The sequence below is a fragment of the Pseudomonas sp. NPDC089392 genome (assembly GCF_044749595.1).
Lineage (GTDB): Bacteria > Pseudomonadota > Gammaproteobacteria > Pseudomonadales > Pseudomonadaceae > Aquipseudomonas.
Map to the genome: position 1 here is coordinate 1 of NZ_JBIVIF010000038.1, position 15,241 is coordinate 15,241.

The window sequence follows — 15,241 nt, forward strand, 5'->3', positions numbered from 1 at the left end:
GGGTCGTCACTTCATTTTCCGGAGCCTGCCCAATGAGCAACACGCAATTCCGCCAGCCCGTCGTCGAGGACGCCGAGCGCTGCTACGACATCGAGCACGCTGTTGCCGACCTGGAAAAGATCACCGGTCAAAAGCCGGTCGTGACTTTCGCTCGCAAATCCATCGCTGGCTTCAAAGTCCGCGAAGGCTGGCCGATCGGCGTCAAGGTGACCCTGCGTAGCGACAAGATGTACGAATTCCTGGACCGCCTGCTGGCGATCTCCCTGCCTCGGGTTCGCGACTTCCGCGGCCTGAATGCCAAGTCCTTTGATGGCCGTGGCAACTACAGCATGGGCGTGAAAGAGCAGATCATCTTCCCGGAAATCGATTACGACAAGATCGATGCTCTGCGCGGTTTGGACATCACCCTGACCACCACTGCTCGTTCGGACGACGAAGGCCGCGCTCTGCTGCGTGCTTTCAAGTTCCCGTTCCGCAACTGATTGGAGTAGGAAAATGGCCAAGAAGAGCATGAAAAACCGTGAGCTGAAGCGTCAGCTGACGGTAGCCAAGTTCGCTAAGAAGCGTGCTGAGCTGAAAGCGACCATTGTCAACGTTAACGCCTCTCCAGAAGAGCGTTTCGCTGCCGTTGTCGCTCTGCAGAAGCAGCCACGTGATGCCAGCGCTGCGCGTCTGCGCAACCGTTGCCGCCTGACCGGTCGTCCTCACGGTGTATACCGTAAGTTCGGCCTGGGCCGTAACATGCTGCGTCAAGCTGCAATGCGCGGTGACGTACCAGGTCTGGTCAAGGCCTCCTGGTAATCGCTGCAGGCAGGGTCCCGGCGGAAGGGGAGCAATCTTCCGACCGTCGGTGACCTCGCCAACAAACAAGCCCCTATATGGGGCTTGTTTCGTTTCTGCCTTGTGTCTAGAATGACCGGCTCACCTGAGCCTGGGTTTTTGCCCAATCCGCTCGGGTGGTTGTCATAGCCGCAAGGCTAATAATTCTTGTATCAGGAGCATCTAGCCCATGAGTATGCAGGACCCGTTAGCGGACATGCTAACTCGCATCCGTAATGCCCAGATGGCTGAAAAGTCCGTCGTAAGCATGCCTTCTTCTACCCTGAAGGTCGCGGTTGCCAAAGTTCTGAAGGACGAAGGTTACATCGCTGGCTACCAGGTAACTGGTGAAGCCAAGCCTTCCCTGTCGATCGAACTGAAGTACTTCGAAGGCCGTCCGGTCATCGAGGAACTGAAGCGCTCCAGCCGTCCAGGCCTGCGCCAGTACAAGGCCGTCACCGATCTGCCGAAAGTACGTGGCGGTCTGGGCGTGTCTATTGTCTCCACCAACAAAGGTGTGATGACTGATCGCGCTGCGCGCGCTGCCGGTGTCGGCGGCGAAGTTCTGTGCACAGTGTTCTAAGGGGGGATAGACATGTCTCGCGTCGCTAAGAACCCCGTTAAGCTGCCATCCGGTGTCGAAGTCAAATTCGCAGGCCAGCAGCTTTCGGTGAAGGGTGCCAAGGGCACTCTCGAACTGAACGTTCACTCGTCTGTTGAAGTCTCCGAAGTGTCCGGCGAACTCCGTTTCGTCGCTCGCAACGGCGACCAGCAAGCTCGCGCTATGGCCGGTACTACCCGTGCCCTGGTCAACAACATGGTCCAAGGCGTAAGCCAAGGCTTCGAGCGTAAGCTCCAGCTGGTCGGTGTTGGTTACAAGGCACAGGCTAAAGGCACCGTCCTGAACCTGGCTCTGGGCTTCTCGCATCCAGTGGACTACGAACTGCCAGCCGGTATCACCGCTGAAACACCTAGCCAGACCGACATCCTGATCAAGGGTATCGACAAGCAGCTGGTAGGTCAGGTGGCCGCTGAAATCCGCGACTTCCGTCCGCCAGAGCCTTACAAAGGTAAAGGTGTGCGTTACGCGGACGAAGTAGTCCGTCGTAAAGAAGCCAAGAAGAAGTAGGGCCTAGTAAATGACCGACAAAAAAGTTATTCGACTGCGTCGCGCTCGCAAAGCACGTCTCAAGATGCACGAACTCGAAGTCGTGCGCCTGTGCGTGTTCCGCTCCTCGCAGCACATCTACGCCCAGGTCATTTCGGCCGACGGCAGCAAGGTTCTGGCAAGCGCCTCGACCTTGGACAAAGACCTGCGTGATGGCGCCACTGGCAACATCGACGCGGCCACTAAGGTTGGCAAGCTGGTAGCTGAGCGTGCGAAAGCCGCCGGTGTATCTCAAGTTGCCTTTGACCGTTCCGGCTTCAAGTACCATGGCCGCGTCAAAGCGCTGGCTGATGCTGCTCGTGAAGGCGGGCTGGAGTTCTAAGTTATGGCAAATAACGATCAAAAGCGCGACGAAGGCTACATCGAGAAGCTGGTTCAAGTTAACCGCGTTGCCAAAACCGTAAAAGGCGGCCGTATCTTCACCTTCACCGCGTTGACCGTGGTTGGTGATGGTAAAGGTCGTGTCGGCTTCGGCCGTGGCAAATCGCGCGAAGTACCAGCCGCGATCCAGAAAGCCATGGAAGCTGCTCGCCGTAACATGATCCAGGTTGACCTGAAGGGCACCACCCTGCAGTACGCCACCAAGGCTGCCCACGGCGCCTCGAAGGTTTACATGCAGCCTGCCTCGGAAGGTACCGGTATCATCGCCGGTGGCGCAATGCGTGCTGTCCTGGAAGTTGCTGGCGTTCAGAACGTTCTGGCCAAGTGCTACGGTTCGACCAACCCAGTGAACGTGGTTTACGCCACCTTCAAGGGTCTGAAAGCCATGCAATCTCCTGAATCCATTGCTGCCAAGCGCGGCAAGAGCGTCGAGGAGATCTTCTGATCATGGCAACCGTAAAAGTAACGCTGATCAAGAGCGTCTCGGGCCGTCTGCCTAACCACAAACTGTGCGTTAAAGGCCTGGGTCTGCGTCGCATCGGTCACACTGTAGAAGTCCAGGATACTCCCGAGAACCGCGGGATGATCAACAAGGCTTACTACATGCTGAAGGTCGAGGGTTAATCGATGAAACTCAATGATCTGAGTCCAGCGCCGGGTTCCCGTCGCGAGAAGCATCGTCCAGGTCGTGGTATCGGTAGCGGTCTGGGTAAGACCGGCGGCCGTGGCCACAAAGGTCAGACCTCCCGTTCGGGTGGTTCGATCGCTCCTGGCTTCGAAGGCGGTCAACAGCCGCTGCACCGTCGTCTGCCGAAGTTCGGCTTTGTTTCCCTGAAAGCCATGGACCGCGCAGAAGTGCGTCTGTCCGAGCTGGCCAAAGTGGAAGGCGACGTGATCTCCGTGCAATCCCTGAAGGATGCCAACGTGATCAACCAGCACATTCAGCGTGTGAAAATCATGCTGTCTGGCGAAGTTACTCGCGCAGTCACCATCAAGGGTATCGCAGCCACCAAGGGTGCGCGTGCGGCTATCGAAGCAGCTGGCGGCAAATTCGAGGAATAAATGGCTAAGCAAGGTGCTCTCTCTTCGCTCGGTAAGGGCGGGATGTCGGAACTCTGGGCTCGTCTGCGCTTTCTGTTCATGGCGATCATCGTCTATCGGATAGGTGCGCATATCCCGGTTCCAGGCATCAATCCGGACCGTCTGGCGGATCTGTTTCGGCAGAATGAGGGGACCATTCTTAGCTTGTTCAACATGTTTTCCGGTGGCGCGCTTGAGCGCATGAGCATCTTTGCACTGGGGATCATGCCGTACATCTCGGCATCGATCATCATGCAGCTGATGACGGCGGTCAGCCCGCAACTGGAGCAGTTGAAGAAGGAAGGTGAAGCTGGCCGTCGCAAGATCAGCCAGTACACCCGCTACGGCACCGTTATCCTGGCACTGGTTCAAGCCATTGGCATGTCCATTGGCCTGGCCAACCAGGGCGTGGCGTTTTCTGTAGGCCTGGGCTTCCATGTTGTCGCCGTCTCCACGTTCGTGGCCGGCGCGATGTTCATGATGTGGCTGGGCGAGCAGATCACCGAGCGCGGTGTGGGCAACGGTATCTCGATGTTGATCTTCGCAGGTATCGTTGCCGGTCTTCCGAGAGCAATCGGGCAGTCTTTCGAGTCTGCACGCACAGGCGATATCAACATTTTCGCCCTGGTCGCTATCGGTTTGCTGGCAGTAGCGATTATCGGTTTCGTGGTGTTCATTGAGCGTGGTCAGCGTCGTATCGCCGTTCACTATGCCAAGCGTCAGCAGGGCCGCAAGGTCTTCGCTGCGCAGACCAGCCACTTGCCGTTGAAAGTGAACATGGCGGGGGTTATCCCGGCTATTTTCGCGAGCAGCATTCTGCTGTTCCCGGCTTCGCTGGGTGCCTGGTTCGGTCAGTCCGAAGGTATGGGCTGGCTGCAGGACATCTCGCAGTCGATCGCTCCTGGTCAGCCGTTGAACATTCTGCTGTTTAGTGCAGGGATCATTTTCTTCTGCTTCTTCTACACAGCGTTGATGTTCAACCCGAAAGACGTAGCGGAAAACCTGAAGAAGTCCGGTGCCTTTATTCCGGGTATCCGTCCTGGTGAGCAGTCGGCACGCTACATTGATGGCGTTCTGACCCGTTTGACCATGTTCGGTGCTCTTTACATGATGGCCGTCTGCCTTCTGCCCCAGTTCCTGGTGGTGGCAGCAAATGTGCCGTTCTACCTTGGCGGGACCTCGTTGCTGATTGTGGTAGTGGTTGTGATGGACTTCATGTCCCAAGTACAATCGCACCTCGTTTCGCACCAGTACGAATCCCTGATGAAGAAAGCCAACCTGAAAGGCTATGGTGGCAGCGGTCTGCTGCGCTGATACGCCCCTAAGGTTCGAGGAGTCGGTAATGAAAGTTCGTGCATCGGTGAAAAAGCTGTGCCGTAACTGCAAGATCATCCGTCGCGAAGGCGTCGTACGAGTGATCTGCAGCGCGGAACCGCGTCACAAACAGCGCCAAGGCTGAGTGTGATCTGCGCTTCAAACCCAGCAGCTAGTGTGCTGCTGGGTTGATTATTCGTTTCTACAGCGATATTATCTCGCGCCCTATTTCTTGGCTTCCGGGGCGTAGGTAGCTGTCAATTGGAGTCCCACTGAATGGCCCGTATTGCAGGCGTCAACATTCCAGATAACAAGCATACTGTTATCTCGCTGACCTACATCTATGGTGTCGGTCGCACAACTGCACAGAAGATCTGTGCAGACGCTGGTGTAAACCCAGCCGCTAAGATCAAGGATCTGAGCGACGAGCAAATCGAAACCCTGCGTGGCGAAGTCGCGAAGTTCACCACCGAAGGTGACCTGCGTCGTGACATCAACATGAAGATCAAACGCTTGATGGACCTGGGTTGCTACCGCGGCCTGCGTCATCGTAAAGGTCTGCCGGTACGCGGTCAGCGCACCAAGACCAACGCACGCACCCGTAAGGGCCCGCGTAAGCCGATCCGCAAGTAACCGCCCAGGAATATAGACATGGCAAAACCTGCTGCTCGTCCTCGTAAGAAAGTCAAAAAGACAGTGGTTGATGGCATCGCCCACATCCATGCGTCTTTCAACAACACCATCGTGACCATCACCGACCGTCAGGGCAATGCTTTGTCCTGGGCGACCTCCGGTGGTTCGGGTTTCCGTGGTTCGCGCAAATCCACCCCGTTCGCAGCCCAGATCGCTGCTGAGCGTGCTGGTCAAGCTGCGCTGGAATACGGTCTGAAGAACCTCGACGTAAACGTCAAGGGTCCAGGTCCAGGTCGTGAGTCCGCCGTTCGTGCATTGAACAGCTGCGGCTACAAGATCGCCAGCATCACCGACGTGACGCCAATCCCGCATAACGGGTGCCGTCCGCCGAAGAAGCGTCGCGTGTAATCAGGAGACAGAAGAATGGCACGTTACATTGGTCCAAAATGCAAACTGTCTCGTCGTGAAGGCACCGATCTGTTCCTGAAGAGCGGCGTTCGCGCTCTGGAATCGAAGTGCAACATCGAAGCAGCCCCAGGTATCCACGGCCAGCGCCGTGGCCGTCAGTCCGACTACGGCACCCAGCTGCGTGAGAAACAAAAAGTCCGTCGTATCTACGGTGTTCTGGAGCGTCAGTTCCGCGGTTACTACCAAGCTGCAGCCTCGAAAAAAGGCGCAACTGGTGAGAACCTGCTGCAACTGCTCGAGTGCCGTCTGGATAACGTCGTTTACCGTATGGGCTTCGGCTCGACTCGTTCCGAGTCGCGTCAGCTGGTTTCGCACAAAGCGATCAGCGTCAACGGTAAGACTGTAAACATTCCATCCTACCAAGTTCGTCCGGGTGACGTGGTCGCGGTCCGCGAGAAGTCGTTGGCCCAGCTGCGCATTGTTCAAGCCCTTGAACTGTGCGCCCAGCGTGGCCGCGTTGAGTGGGTTGACGTGGATGCTGCTAAAAAGTCGGGCGTTTTCAAGAACGTTCCTGCTCGCAGCGACCTGTCTGCCGACATCAACGAAAACCTGATTGTCGAGCTCTACTCCAAGTAAGGGCTAGAAAATAGGTGCATCCATGCAGATTTCGGTAAATGAGTTCCTGACTCCCCGCCATATTGATGTGCAGGTAGTCAGTCCGACCCGCGCCAAGATCACGCTCGAGCCTCTCGAGCGTGGCTTTGGCCACACCCTGGGCAACGCGCTGCGCCGCATCCTGTTGTCCTCCATGCCTGGCTGTGCAGTAGTCGAGGCCGAGATCGATGGCGTACTCCACGAGTACTCCGCGATCGAAGGTGTTCAGGAAGACGTAATTGAAATCCTGTTGAACCTGAAAGGCCTGGCTATCAAACTGCACGGTCGTGACGAAGTTACGCTGACCTTGTCGAAAAAGGGTTCGGGGGTGGTTACCGCTGCCGATATTCAGCTGGATCACGATGTCGAGATCGTCAACCCCGATCACGTAATCGCGAACCTGGCGTCGAACGGCGCCCTGAACATGAAGCTCACTGTAGCTCGTGGTCGTGGTTACGAGCCGGCCGACTCCCGTCAAACCGACGAAGACGAAAGCCGTAGCATTGGCCGTCTGCAGTTGGACGCTTCGTTCAGCCCGGTGCGTCGTATCGCCTATGTGGTCGAAAACGCCCGTGTTGAACAGCGTACCAACCTGGACAAGCTGGTCATTGATCTGGAAACCAACGGCACCCTGGATCCTGAAGAGGCTATCCGCCGCGCTGCGACCATCCTGCAACAGCAGTTGGCCGCGTTCGTCGACCTCAAAGGTGACAGTGAGCCTGTCGTAGTCGAGCAGGAAGACGAGATCGATCCGATCCTGCTGCGTCCGGTTGACGACCTGGAACTGACTGTACGTTCGGCCAACTGCCTCAAGGCGGAGAACATCTACTACATCGGCGACCTGATTCAGCGTACCGAAGTAGAGCTGTTGAAGACTCCTAACCTGGGCAAGAAGTCCCTGACTGAAATCAAGGACGTCCTGGCCTCTCGTGGTCTGTCTCTCGGCATGCGCCTCGACAACTGGCCGCCTGCAAGTCTTAAGAAAGACGACAAGGCGACCGCCTGATCGTCGTAATCACCGAACGTAGTGTTTGGTAAGGAATGAATCATGCGTCATCGTAAAAGTGGACGTCACCTGAGCCGTACCAGCTCTCACCGCAAGGCTATGTTCCAGAACATGGCAGTGTCGTTGATCGAGCACGAGCTGATCAAAACCACCCTGCCGAAAGCCAAGGAACTGCGCCGCGTTGCCGAGCCGCTGATCACCCTGGCCAAGGAAGACAGCGTTGCTAACCGTCGTCTGGCCTTCGACCGTACTCGTTCGAAGTCCGCCGTCGGTAAGCTGTTCAACGACCTGGGCAAGCGTTACGCCACCCGTCAGGGCGGCTACCTGCGCATCCTGAAGTGCGGTTTCCGCGCTGGCGACAACGCGCCTATGGCGTATGTCGAGCTGGTTGATCGTCCGGTCGGCGGTGCTGTAGAAGCTGCTGAGTAAGACGTTCTGTCTGCTACAAAGAACCGGGCCTAGTGCCCGGTTTTTTGTGTCTGCATATATTGTTTATTTCTATTGATACAAGTCATGTAATGAATTTGTCCTGATGCGACCGCTCGTCAATACTCCTTCTCAAGCCGATTAGCCGGCAGTTGAAGACCGATAAGGAGAGCCCATGAGCAAGATTCTCACCACCGCCAGCGGTGCACCTGTAGCCGACAACCAGAATTCCCGCTCCGCCGGCCCACGCGGCCCGCTGCTGCTCGACGACTTCCATTTGATCGAGAAGCTTGCCCATTTCAACCGCGAAAACATTCCTGAGCGCCGCGTGCACGCCAAGGGCTCGGGTGCCTACGGCAGCTTTACCGTCACCCGCGACATCACCGACTACACCAGCGCCAAGCTGTTCGAACAGGTCGGCAAGCAGACCGAGACCTTTTTGCGCTTCTCTACAGTGGGTGGCGAGCGCGGCTCTGCGGATACCGAGCGCGACCCACGTGGCTTCGCTGTCAAGTTTTACACCGAGGAAGGCAACTGGGACATCGTTGGCAATAACACGCCAGTGTTCTTCATTCGCGACCCGCTGAAATTCCCGGACTTTATCCACACCCAGAAGCGCCACCCGCAATCCAACCTGAAGAACGCCCAGATGATGTGGGACTTCTGGTCGCACTCCCCCGAAGCGTTGCACCAAGTCACTATCCTGTTCTCTGACCGTGGCATTCCAGACGGCTATCGCCACATGCACGGCTTTGGCAGCCACACCTATAGCCTGATCAATGCCAAGGGTGAGCGTACCTGGGTCAAGTGGCACTTCAAGACCCAGCAAGGTATCAAGAACCTCGCTCCGGCAGATGCCGCGCGCTTGGCAGGTACTGACCCGGACTATGCCCAGCGCGACCTGTTTGAGGCCATCGAGCGTGGCGACTATCCGCGTTGGACTGTCTGCATTCAGGTAATGAGCGAAGCCGAGGCGGCCAGCCGCAACGAGAACCCGTTCGATGTCACCAAGACATGGTCGCAGAAGGACTACCCGCTGATCGAGGTGGGTGTACTGGAACTGAACCGTAACCCGCTCAACTACTTCGCCGAAGTCGAGCAGGCCGCTTTTGGGCCGAGCAACATGGTGCCTGGCGTTGGCCTGTCACCAGACCGCATGCTGCAAGGTCGCGTTTTCGCCTACGCTGACGCGCACCGCTACCGTGTTGGTACCAACCACCAGCAGCTGCCGGTGAACGCGCCGCGCTGCCCGGTAAACAGCTATCAGCGCGACGGCTCCATGGCCACCGGCAGTTACGGCAGCGCGCCGAACTACGAACCCAACAGCTACGCCGAGGCGCCGAAGCAGTCGCCGCGTCATGCCGAGCCAGAACTGGCCTTGAAGGATTCGGCTGATCGCTACGATCACCGAGAGGACACCGACTACTACAGCCACGCCGGTGCGTTGTTCCGGTTGATGAGCGATGAGCAGAAGACCCTGCTGATCAACAACATTGCCGGGACGATGGCAGGTGTCAGCGAAGACGTGGTCCAGCGCCAATTGCAGTACTTCTTCAAGGCCGACCCGGCCTACGGCGAAGGGATTGCCAAGGTCTTGGGCATCAATCTCGCCTAAGTCGAAGTGATAAGAAGAACCGCCCTCATTTGGGCGGTTTTTCAATGAATATCACTACTGTTTAACCGATTTTTTGCTTCTAATTGCGCGTTTTTCAGTGACCGCAGGCAAAAGCTGGTTCACACTATGTGGCATAGACGTTTTCACATGGAGAAGCAGGGCGATGCAAGGCCACCCGGACGTAATCAATTACCTCGTCACGCTGCTGAAGGGCGAACTGGCGGCACGCGACCAGTACTTCATTCATTCGCGCATGTACGAAGACTGGGGCCTGTCCAAGCTCTACGAGCGCATCAACCACGAGATGGAAGAAGAGACGCAGCACGCCGATGCCCTGATGCGTCGCATCCTCATGCTCGAGGGTACTCCCGACATGCGTGCAGACGACCTGGAAGTCGGTAGCACCGTGCCAGAAATGATCGAGGCTGACCTCAAACTCGAGTACAAGGTGCGCGGCGCCCTGTGCAAAGGCATCGAGTTGTGCGAGCTGCACAAGGACTACATCAGCCGTGACATCCTGCGTGCGCAGCTGGCCGATACCGAAGAAGATCACACCTATTGGCTGGAGAAGCAGCAGGGTCTGATCAAGGCCATTGGCCTGGAGAATTACCTGCAGTCGCAGATGTAAGTTATCCACAAGCTCACGAAAAAGCCCCTGGCACCAACGGTACCAGGGGCTTTTTCATTGCGTCGGCAATACTCAGGCGCGATCCCGCTCCAGCAGCGGTTTCAGGTAATGCCCGGTATACGACTGCTTCATCTCGCTCAGCTCTTCCGGCGTACCGCAGGCAATGATCTGCCCACCCTTGGAGCCACCCTCCGGTCCCAGGTCCACCAGCCAGTCGGCAGTCTTGATCACATCCAGGTTGTGCTCGATCACCACCACGGTGTTGCCGTGGTCACGCAGGCGATGCAGCACGTCCAGCAACTGCTGGATATCGGCGAAGTGCAGGCCTGTGGTCGGCTCATCGAGGATGTACAAGGTCTTGCCGGTATCGCGCTTTGACAGCTCGCGTGACAGCTTCACCCGCTGCGCTTCACCGCCAGACAGCGTGGTCGCCGACTGGCCAAGCTTGATGTACGACAGGCCCACATCCATCAACGTTTGCAGCTTGCGCGCAAGCGCCGGCACCGCATCGAAGAACTCGCGGGCGTCCTCGATGGTCATTTCCAGCACCTCGTGGATGTTCTTGCCCTTGTACTTGATCTCCAGGGTTTCGCGGTTGTAACGCTTGCTCTTGCACACGTCGCACGGCACGTAGATGTCCGGCAGGAAGTGCATTTCCACCTTGATCAAGCCATCGCCCTGGCAGGCCTCACAACGGCCACCCTTGACGTTGAACGAGAAGCGCCCTGGGCCATAGCCACGTGAACGCGATTCCGGCACGCCGGAAAACAGCTCGCGGATCGGCGTGAAGATACCGGTGTAGGTCGCCGGGTTGGAGCGCGGGGTGCGGCCGATCGGGCTTTGGTCAATATCCACCACCTTGTCCAGGTGCTGCAGGCCGTCCATGCTGGCATGCGGCGCCGCTTCCAGGCTGCTAGCGCCATTGAGGGCGGTGGCAGCCAGCGGGTACAGGGTGTTGTTGATCAGCGTCGACTTGCCCGAGCCGGATACCCCGGTCACGCAAGTCAGCAGGCCGATCGGGACTTCCAGGTCAACGTTCTGCAGGTTGTTGCCCCGTGCGCCCTTGAGCTTGAGTTGCAGCTTCTTGTTGCGCGGTGTGCGTTTGGCCGGCACGACGATCTTCTTGCGCCCGGACAGGTACTTGCCGGTCAGTGAGTCAGGGTGCTCCATGACCTCCTGCGGCGAGCCCTCGGCGACGATCTGCCCACCATGCACGCCAGCCCCTGGGCCGATGTCGACCACGTAGTCGGCCAGGCGGATGGCGTCCTCGTCGTGCTCCACCACGATTACCGTGTTGCCCAGGTCGCGCAGGTGGTTGAGGGTGGCCAGCAGGCGATCGTTGTCGCGTTGATGAAGGCCGATGGACGGCTCATCGAGAATGTACATCACCCCTACCAGGCCAGCGCCGATCTGGCTGGCCAGGCGGATACGCTGGGCTTCGCCGCCGGACAGGGTATCGGCGCTACGATCGAGGGTCAGGTAATCGAGGCCGACGTTGACCAAAAACTGCAGGCGCTCGCAGATTTCCTTGAGGATCTTCGCTGCAATTTCGCCACGGCGGCCGGTCAGGGTCAGTTCGCCGAAGTAGTTGCTGGCGTCACCGATCGGCATGTTGGTCACTGCCGGCAGGGTCTTCTCGCCAACCCACACGTGGCGCGCTTCACGGCGCAGGCGGGTACCACGGCAGTCAGGGCAGGGCTGGGTGCCGAGGAACTTGGCCAGTTCTTCACGCACGGTCGCCGACTCGGTCTCCCGGTAGCGGCGCTCCAGGTTCGGCACGATGCCTTCGAACGGGTGCGAGCGCTTGACGATATCGCCGCGGTCATTGAGGTACTTGAAGTCGACACTCTGCTTGCCACTGCCTTGCAGTATCACCTTCTGGTGGTCGGCTGAAAGCTCGCCGAACGGTTCTTCCAGGCTGAAGCCGTAATGCGCGGCCAGCGAGCCGAGCATCTGGAAGTAATACACGTTACGCCGATCCCAGCCGCGGATCGCGCCTTCGGCCAGGGTGAGCTCGGCATTGACCAGGCGCTTGGTGTCGAAGAACTGCTTCACCCCCAGGCCATCACAGGTCGGGCAGGCGCCAGCCGGGTTGTTGAAGGAGAACAGCTTTGGCTCCAGCTCGCTGATGGCGTGGCCGCACACCGGGCAGGCGAAGCGCGCGGAGAAGATCATCTCTTCGCCTTGTTCGTCGTCCATCGGTGCTACCAGGGCGATGCCGTCGGCCAGCTTAAGTGCGGTCTCGAACGACTCGGCCAGGCGCTGCTGCAGGTCGGCGCGGACCTTGAAGCGGTCCACCACCACATCGATGCTGTGCTTCTTCTGCTTGTCCAGCTTGGGCAGTTCGTCGAGCTCGTAGAGCTTGCCGTTGACCCGGGCGCGTACGAAGCCTTGGGCGCGCAGCTCGTCGAACACCGCCAGGTGCTCGCCTTTGCGCTCGCGCACTACCGGTGCCAGCAACATCAGCTTGCTGCCTTCCGGGCGCTCCAGCACCAGGTCGACCATCTGGCTGATCGTTTGCGCTTCCAGCGGGATATCGTGGTCCGGGCAGCGTGGGGTGCCGACGCGGGCATACAGCAGGCGCAGGTAGTCGTAGATCTCGGTGATGGTGCCGACCGTGGAGCGCGGGTTGTGCGAAGTCGACTTCTGTTCGATGGAAATCGCCGGCGACAGGCCTTCGATGGTGTCGACGTCGGGTTTTTCCATCATCGACAGGAATTGCCGGGCGTAGGCCGACAGCGATTCCACGTAGCGGCGCTGGCCTTCGGCGTACAGGGTATCGAACGCCAAGGACGACTTGCCGGAACCGGACAGGCCGGTGATCACGATCAGCTTGTCCCGGGGCAGGGTCAGGTCGATGTTCTTCAGGTTGTGGGTACGCGCCCCACGAATCAGGATCTTGTCCACTGCGGCCTCGCTTGGCGGGCATAAACAAGGAAGTATACGGCGCGCTGCCAGTACGCGGCAAAGCGTCGCGTAGATGCCGTCAAGCTGTCGGACTGATAGAATCCCCGCCGGTTCACACGAGGTTAATCCATGCACGACACCCACAACGAGCGCATGAGCAGCGGCGAAACCCGCGCTGCTGGCGGCCTGGCCCTGGTCTTTGCCTTTCGTATGCTGGGCATGTTCATGGTCTTGCCGGTGCTGGCCACCTACGGCATGGACCTGGCCGGCGCCACGCCTGCACTGATCGGTCTGGCCATTGGTGCCTACGGCCTGACCCAGGCGGTATTGCAGATCCCGTTCGGGATGATTTCCGACCGCATTGGCCGCCGGCCAGTGATTTACCTGGGGCTGGTGATCTTTGCCCTGGGCAGTGTACTGGCGGCCCAGGCCGACTCCATCTGGGGAGTGATTGCCGGGCGTATCCTGCAGGGCGCCGGGGCGATTTCTGCCGCCGTCATGGCGCTGCTGTCCGACCTTACCCGCGAGCAACACCGGACCAAGGCCATGGCCATGATCGGCATGAGCATCGGTCTGTCGTTTGCCGTGGCCATGGTCGTTGGTCCATTGCTGACAAGTGCCTTTGGTTTGTCAGGATTGTTCCTGGCCACGGCAGGGCTTGCCCTGGTGGGCATCCTGCTGATCGCCTTTGTCGTGCCCAATACCCACAGCATCCTGCAGCATCGCGAGTCGGGTGTGGCGCGCAAGGCCATCGGCCCGACCCTGCGTCATCCGGACCTCCTGCGCCTGGACGTGGGCATTTTCATCCTGCACGCCATCCTCATGGCCAGCTTCGTAGCGCTGCCACTGGCCTTCGTCGAGCGCGGTGGCTTGCCCAAGGAGCAACACTGGTGGGTGTACCTGACCGCGTTGTTCATCTCATTTTTTGCAATGGTCCCGTTCATCATCTACGGCGAAAAAAAGCGCAAGATGAAACGTGTGCTGGCCGGGGCGGTCAGTGTGTTGCTGCTGGTCGAGGTGTTCTTCTGGCAGTGGGCTGACGGTTTGCGCGGACTGGTGATCGGCACCGTGGTATTCTTTACTGCATTCAACCTACTGGAGGCCTCGCTGCCTTCGCTGGTGAGCAAAGTGTCGCCTGCAGGTGGCAAGGGGACGGCAATGGGGGTTTACTCCACCAGCCAGTTCCTCGGCGCTGCCCTGGGGGGAATCCTCGGTGGCTGGTTGTTCCAGCACGGCGGGCTGAACATGGTGTTCCTCGGCTGTGCGGTTCTGTGTGCCATCTGGCTGGTCGTCGCCTTGCGGATGAACGAGCCGCCCTATGTGACCAGCCTGCGCATGCCGCTGACGCCTGAGGCAGTCCGGGAAGCCGGCCTGACCGAGCGCCTGATGGCCGTGCCGGGTGTGACCGACGCCGTTGTGGTGGCAGAAGAATCTGCCATCTATATCAAACTGGATACGAAAATTTTGGACCGTACGACCCTCGAGCGCTTGGTGAACCCGGCCTCTTCGGCGTGCGAAGCCTAGGAGAACGTTATGGCCCGTGGGGTTAACAAAGTCATTCTGGTCGGTACCTGTGGCCAGGATCCCGAAGTCCGCTACCTGCCCAACGGTAACGCCGTGACCAACCTGAGCCTGGCCACCAGCGAGCAGTGGACCGACAAGCAGTCGGGCCAGAAGGTCGAGCGTACCGAATGGCACCGTGTGTCGCTGTTCGGCAAGGTTGCCGAAATCGCCGGCGAGTACCTGCGCAAAGGTTCGCAGTGCTACATCGAAGGCAAGCTGCAGACCCGCGAGTGGGAAAAAGACGGCATCAAGCGCTACACCACCGAGATCATCGTCGACATCAACGGTACCATGCAGCTGCTCGGCGGCCGTCCGCAGGGCCAGCAGCAGGGCGGTGACCCGTACAACCAGGGTGGCGGCAACTACAACCAGGGCGGTGGTCAGCAACAACAGTACAACCAGGCCCCGCAGCGCCAGCAGGCCCCGCGCCCGCAGCAGCAACAGCGCCCGGCGCCACAGCAGCAGGCACCGCAGCCGGCGGCTGACTTTGACAGCTTTGATGACGATATTCCGTTCTAATCAGAGCGGTTAGGCGTCTAGCTGGACCAGAAACCCAGGGCAGTTGCCCTGGGTTTTTTTATGCCTGGACCTCCGGTGTAGGAGGCTTCTGAATTTGCTGGTGTTGCGACTCATCGCAGC

The 15,241-nt window shown here is 58.8% G+C and carries 19 protein-coding genes and 1 pseudogene; 19 read left to right on the forward strand and 1 reads right to left on the reverse strand.

What is annotated here, in order from left to right; translation table 11 throughout:
* Nucleotides 1–89 precede the first annotated feature (89 nt).
* The 17 genes and pseudogenes from rplE to bfr form a co-directional block, all read left to right on the forward strand.
* Nucleotides 90–482, forward strand: a pseudogene (gene rplE, locus ACIP1G_RS24795) (50S ribosomal protein L5); the annotation flags it as partial.
* A 13-nt stretch (nt 483–495) separates the two neighbouring features.
* Nucleotides 496–801 carry a 30S ribosomal protein S14 gene (rpsN, locus tag ACIP1G_RS24800; protein WP_008089807.1) on the forward strand — a complete coding sequence of 102 codons (306 nt, stop codon included), beginning with the start codon at nt 496–498 and terminating at the stop codon, nt 799–801.
* Nucleotides 802–1,009: 208 nt separating this feature from the next.
* Complete coding sequence (gene rpsH, locus ACIP1G_RS24805; protein WP_003255471.1) at nt 1,010–1,402, forward strand: 30S ribosomal protein S8; 393 nt, start codon at nt 1,010–1,012, stop codon at nt 1,400–1,402.
* A gap of 12 nt (nt 1,403–1,414) precedes the next feature.
* Complete coding sequence (gene rplF, locus ACIP1G_RS24810; protein ID WP_400741664.1) at nt 1,415–1,948, forward strand: 50S ribosomal protein L6; 534 nt, start codon at nt 1,415–1,417, stop codon at nt 1,946–1,948.
* Between the two features lie 10 nt (nt 1,949–1,958).
* Nucleotides 1,959–2,309: a 50S ribosomal protein L18 gene (gene rplR / locus ACIP1G_RS24815; protein ID WP_003255467.1), complete on the forward strand. Its 351-nt coding sequence runs from the start codon at nt 1,959–1,961 to the stop codon at nt 2,307–2,309.
* 3 nt (nt 2,310–2,312) lie between these two features.
* Entirely contained in the window at nt 2,313–2,813 is a 501-nt protein-coding gene (rpsE, locus tag ACIP1G_RS24820) for a 30S ribosomal protein S5 (RefSeq protein WP_003255465.1), read from the forward strand.
* 2 nt (nt 2,814–2,815) lie between these two features.
* Nucleotides 2,816–2,992 (forward strand): 50S ribosomal protein L30, encoded by a 177-nt coding sequence (rpmD, locus tag ACIP1G_RS24825; protein WP_003255463.1) that lies wholly within the window; start codon nt 2,816–2,818, stop codon nt 2,990–2,992.
* 3 nt (nt 2,993–2,995) lie between these two features.
* Complete coding sequence (rplO, locus tag ACIP1G_RS24830; RefSeq protein WP_003255461.1) at nt 2,996–3,430, forward strand: 50S ribosomal protein L15; 435 nt, start codon at nt 2,996–2,998, stop codon at nt 3,428–3,430.
* Nucleotides 3,431–4,762 carry a preprotein translocase subunit SecY gene (secY, locus tag ACIP1G_RS24835; protein WP_003257108.1) on the forward strand — a complete coding sequence of 444 codons (1,332 nt, stop codon included), beginning with the start codon at nt 3,431–3,433 and terminating at the stop codon, nt 4,760–4,762.
* 28 nt (nt 4,763–4,790) lie between these two features.
* Nucleotides 4,791–4,907: a 50S ribosomal protein L36 gene (gene rpmJ / locus ACIP1G_RS24840; RefSeq protein WP_002555468.1), complete on the forward strand. Its 117-nt coding sequence runs from the start codon at nt 4,791–4,793 to the stop codon at nt 4,905–4,907.
* A gap of 131 nt (nt 4,908–5,038) precedes the next feature.
* Nucleotides 5,039–5,395 (forward strand): 30S ribosomal protein S13, encoded by a 357-nt coding sequence (gene rpsM, locus ACIP1G_RS24845; protein ID WP_003255457.1) that lies wholly within the window; start codon nt 5,039–5,041, stop codon nt 5,393–5,395.
* 18 nt (nt 5,396–5,413) lie between these two features.
* Entirely contained in the window at nt 5,414–5,803 is a 390-nt protein-coding gene (gene rpsK, locus ACIP1G_RS24850; RefSeq protein WP_003255454.1) for a 30S ribosomal protein S11, read from the forward strand.
* A gap of 15 nt (nt 5,804–5,818) precedes the next feature.
* Entirely contained in the window at nt 5,819–6,439 is a 621-nt protein-coding gene (rpsD, locus tag ACIP1G_RS24855; protein WP_012270238.1) for a 30S ribosomal protein S4, read from the forward strand.
* Nucleotides 6,440–6,461: 22 nt separating this feature from the next.
* Nucleotides 6,462–7,463, forward strand: coding sequence for a DNA-directed RNA polymerase subunit alpha (locus tag ACIP1G_RS24860; RefSeq protein WP_003255452.1), 1,002 nt, complete (start codon nt 6,462–6,464; stop codon nt 7,461–7,463).
* 42 nt (nt 7,464–7,505) lie between these two features.
* Complete coding sequence (gene rplQ, locus ACIP1G_RS24865) at nt 7,506–7,892, forward strand: 50S ribosomal protein L17 (RefSeq protein ID WP_003255451.1); 387 nt, start codon at nt 7,506–7,508, stop codon at nt 7,890–7,892.
* Nucleotides 7,893–8,064: 172 nt separating this feature from the next.
* Nucleotides 8,065–9,504, forward strand: a complete 1,440-nt coding sequence (locus ACIP1G_RS24870; RefSeq protein WP_400741667.1) for a catalase — start codon at nt 8,065–8,067, stop codon at nt 9,502–9,504.
* A 163-nt stretch (nt 9,505–9,667) separates the two neighbouring features.
* Entirely contained in the window at nt 9,668–10,132 is a 465-nt protein-coding gene (gene bfr / locus ACIP1G_RS24875) for a bacterioferritin (protein WP_003257116.1), read from the forward strand.
* A gap of 72 nt (nt 10,133–10,204) precedes the next feature.
* Here bfr and uvrA read toward each other — a convergent pair whose 3' ends face one another.
* Nucleotides 10,205–13,039 (reverse strand): excinuclease ABC subunit UvrA, encoded by a 2,835-nt coding sequence (gene uvrA, locus ACIP1G_RS24880; protein WP_400741669.1) that lies wholly within the window; start codon nt 13,037–13,039, stop codon nt 10,205–10,207.
* A 129-nt stretch (nt 13,040–13,168) separates the two neighbouring features.
* On the opposite strand from uvrA, the gene ACIP1G_RS24885 reads away from it, so the two are divergent.
* A complete protein-coding gene (locus ACIP1G_RS24885; RefSeq protein ID WP_400741671.1) occupies nt 13,169–14,563 on the forward strand; it encodes an MFS transporter in 1,395 nt (464 codons plus the stop codon).
* 9 nt (nt 14,564–14,572) lie between these two features.
* Entirely contained in the window at nt 14,573–15,121 is a 549-nt protein-coding gene (locus tag ACIP1G_RS24890) for a single-stranded DNA-binding protein (RefSeq protein WP_400741674.1), read from the forward strand.
* Nucleotides 15,122–15,241 lie beyond the last annotated feature (120 nt).

Excerpts from the sequence above, each read along its gene's own strand:
- rpsN (WP_008089807.1), top strand. The coding sequence starts at position 496 with ATGGCCAAGAAGAGCATGAAAAACCGTGAGCTGAAGCGTCAGCTGACG.
- rpsM (WP_003255457.1), top strand. The coding sequence starts at position 5,039 with ATGGCCCGTATTGCAGGCGTCAACATTCCAGATAACAAGCATACTGTT.
- rpsH (WP_003255471.1), top strand. The coding sequence starts at position 1,010 with ATGAGTATGCAGGACCCGTTAGCGGACATGCTAACTCGCATCCGTAAT.
- secY (WP_003257108.1), top strand. The coding sequence starts at position 3,431 with ATGGCTAAGCAAGGTGCTCTCTCTTCGCTCGGTAAGGGCGGGATGTCG.
- rplR (WP_003255467.1), top strand. The coding sequence starts at position 1,959 with ATGACCGACAAAAAAGTTATTCGACTGCGTCGCGCTCGCAAAGCACGT.
- ACIP1G_RS24870 (WP_400741667.1), top strand. The coding sequence starts at position 8,065 with ATGAGCAAGATTCTCACCACCGCCAGCGGTGCACCTGTAGCCGACAAC.
- rplF (WP_400741664.1), top strand. The coding sequence starts at position 1,415 with ATGTCTCGCGTCGCTAAGAACCCCGTTAAGCTGCCATCCGGTGTCGAA.
- rpsE (WP_003255465.1), top strand. The coding sequence starts at position 2,313 with ATGGCAAATAACGATCAAAAGCGCGACGAAGGCTACATCGAGAAGCTG.
- rpsK (WP_003255454.1), top strand. The coding sequence starts at position 5,414 with ATGGCAAAACCTGCTGCTCGTCCTCGTAAGAAAGTCAAAAAGACAGTG.
- ACIP1G_RS24890 (WP_400741674.1), top strand. The coding sequence starts at position 14,573 with ATGGCCCGTGGGGTTAACAAAGTCATTCTGGTCGGTACCTGTGGCCAG.
- ACIP1G_RS24860 (WP_003255452.1), top strand. The coding sequence starts at position 6,462 with ATGCAGATTTCGGTAAATGAGTTCCTGACTCCCCGCCATATTGATGTG.
- bfr (WP_003257116.1), top strand. The coding sequence starts at position 9,668 with ATGCAAGGCCACCCGGACGTAATCAATTACCTCGTCACGCTGCTGAAG.
- rplO (WP_003255461.1), top strand. The coding sequence starts at position 2,996 with ATGAAACTCAATGATCTGAGTCCAGCGCCGGGTTCCCGTCGCGAGAAG.
- rpmJ (WP_002555468.1), top strand. The coding sequence starts at position 4,791 with ATGAAAGTTCGTGCATCGGTGAAAAAGCTGTGCCGTAACTGCAAGATC.
- rplQ (WP_003255451.1), top strand. The coding sequence starts at position 7,506 with ATGCGTCATCGTAAAAGTGGACGTCACCTGAGCCGTACCAGCTCTCAC.
- rpsD (WP_012270238.1), top strand. The coding sequence starts at position 5,819 with ATGGCACGTTACATTGGTCCAAAATGCAAACTGTCTCGTCGTGAAGGC.
- ACIP1G_RS24885 (WP_400741671.1), top strand. The coding sequence starts at position 13,169 with ATGCACGACACCCACAACGAGCGCATGAGCAGCGGCGAAACCCGCGCT.
- rpmD (WP_003255463.1), top strand. The coding sequence starts at position 2,816 with ATGGCAACCGTAAAAGTAACGCTGATCAAGAGCGTCTCGGGCCGTCTG.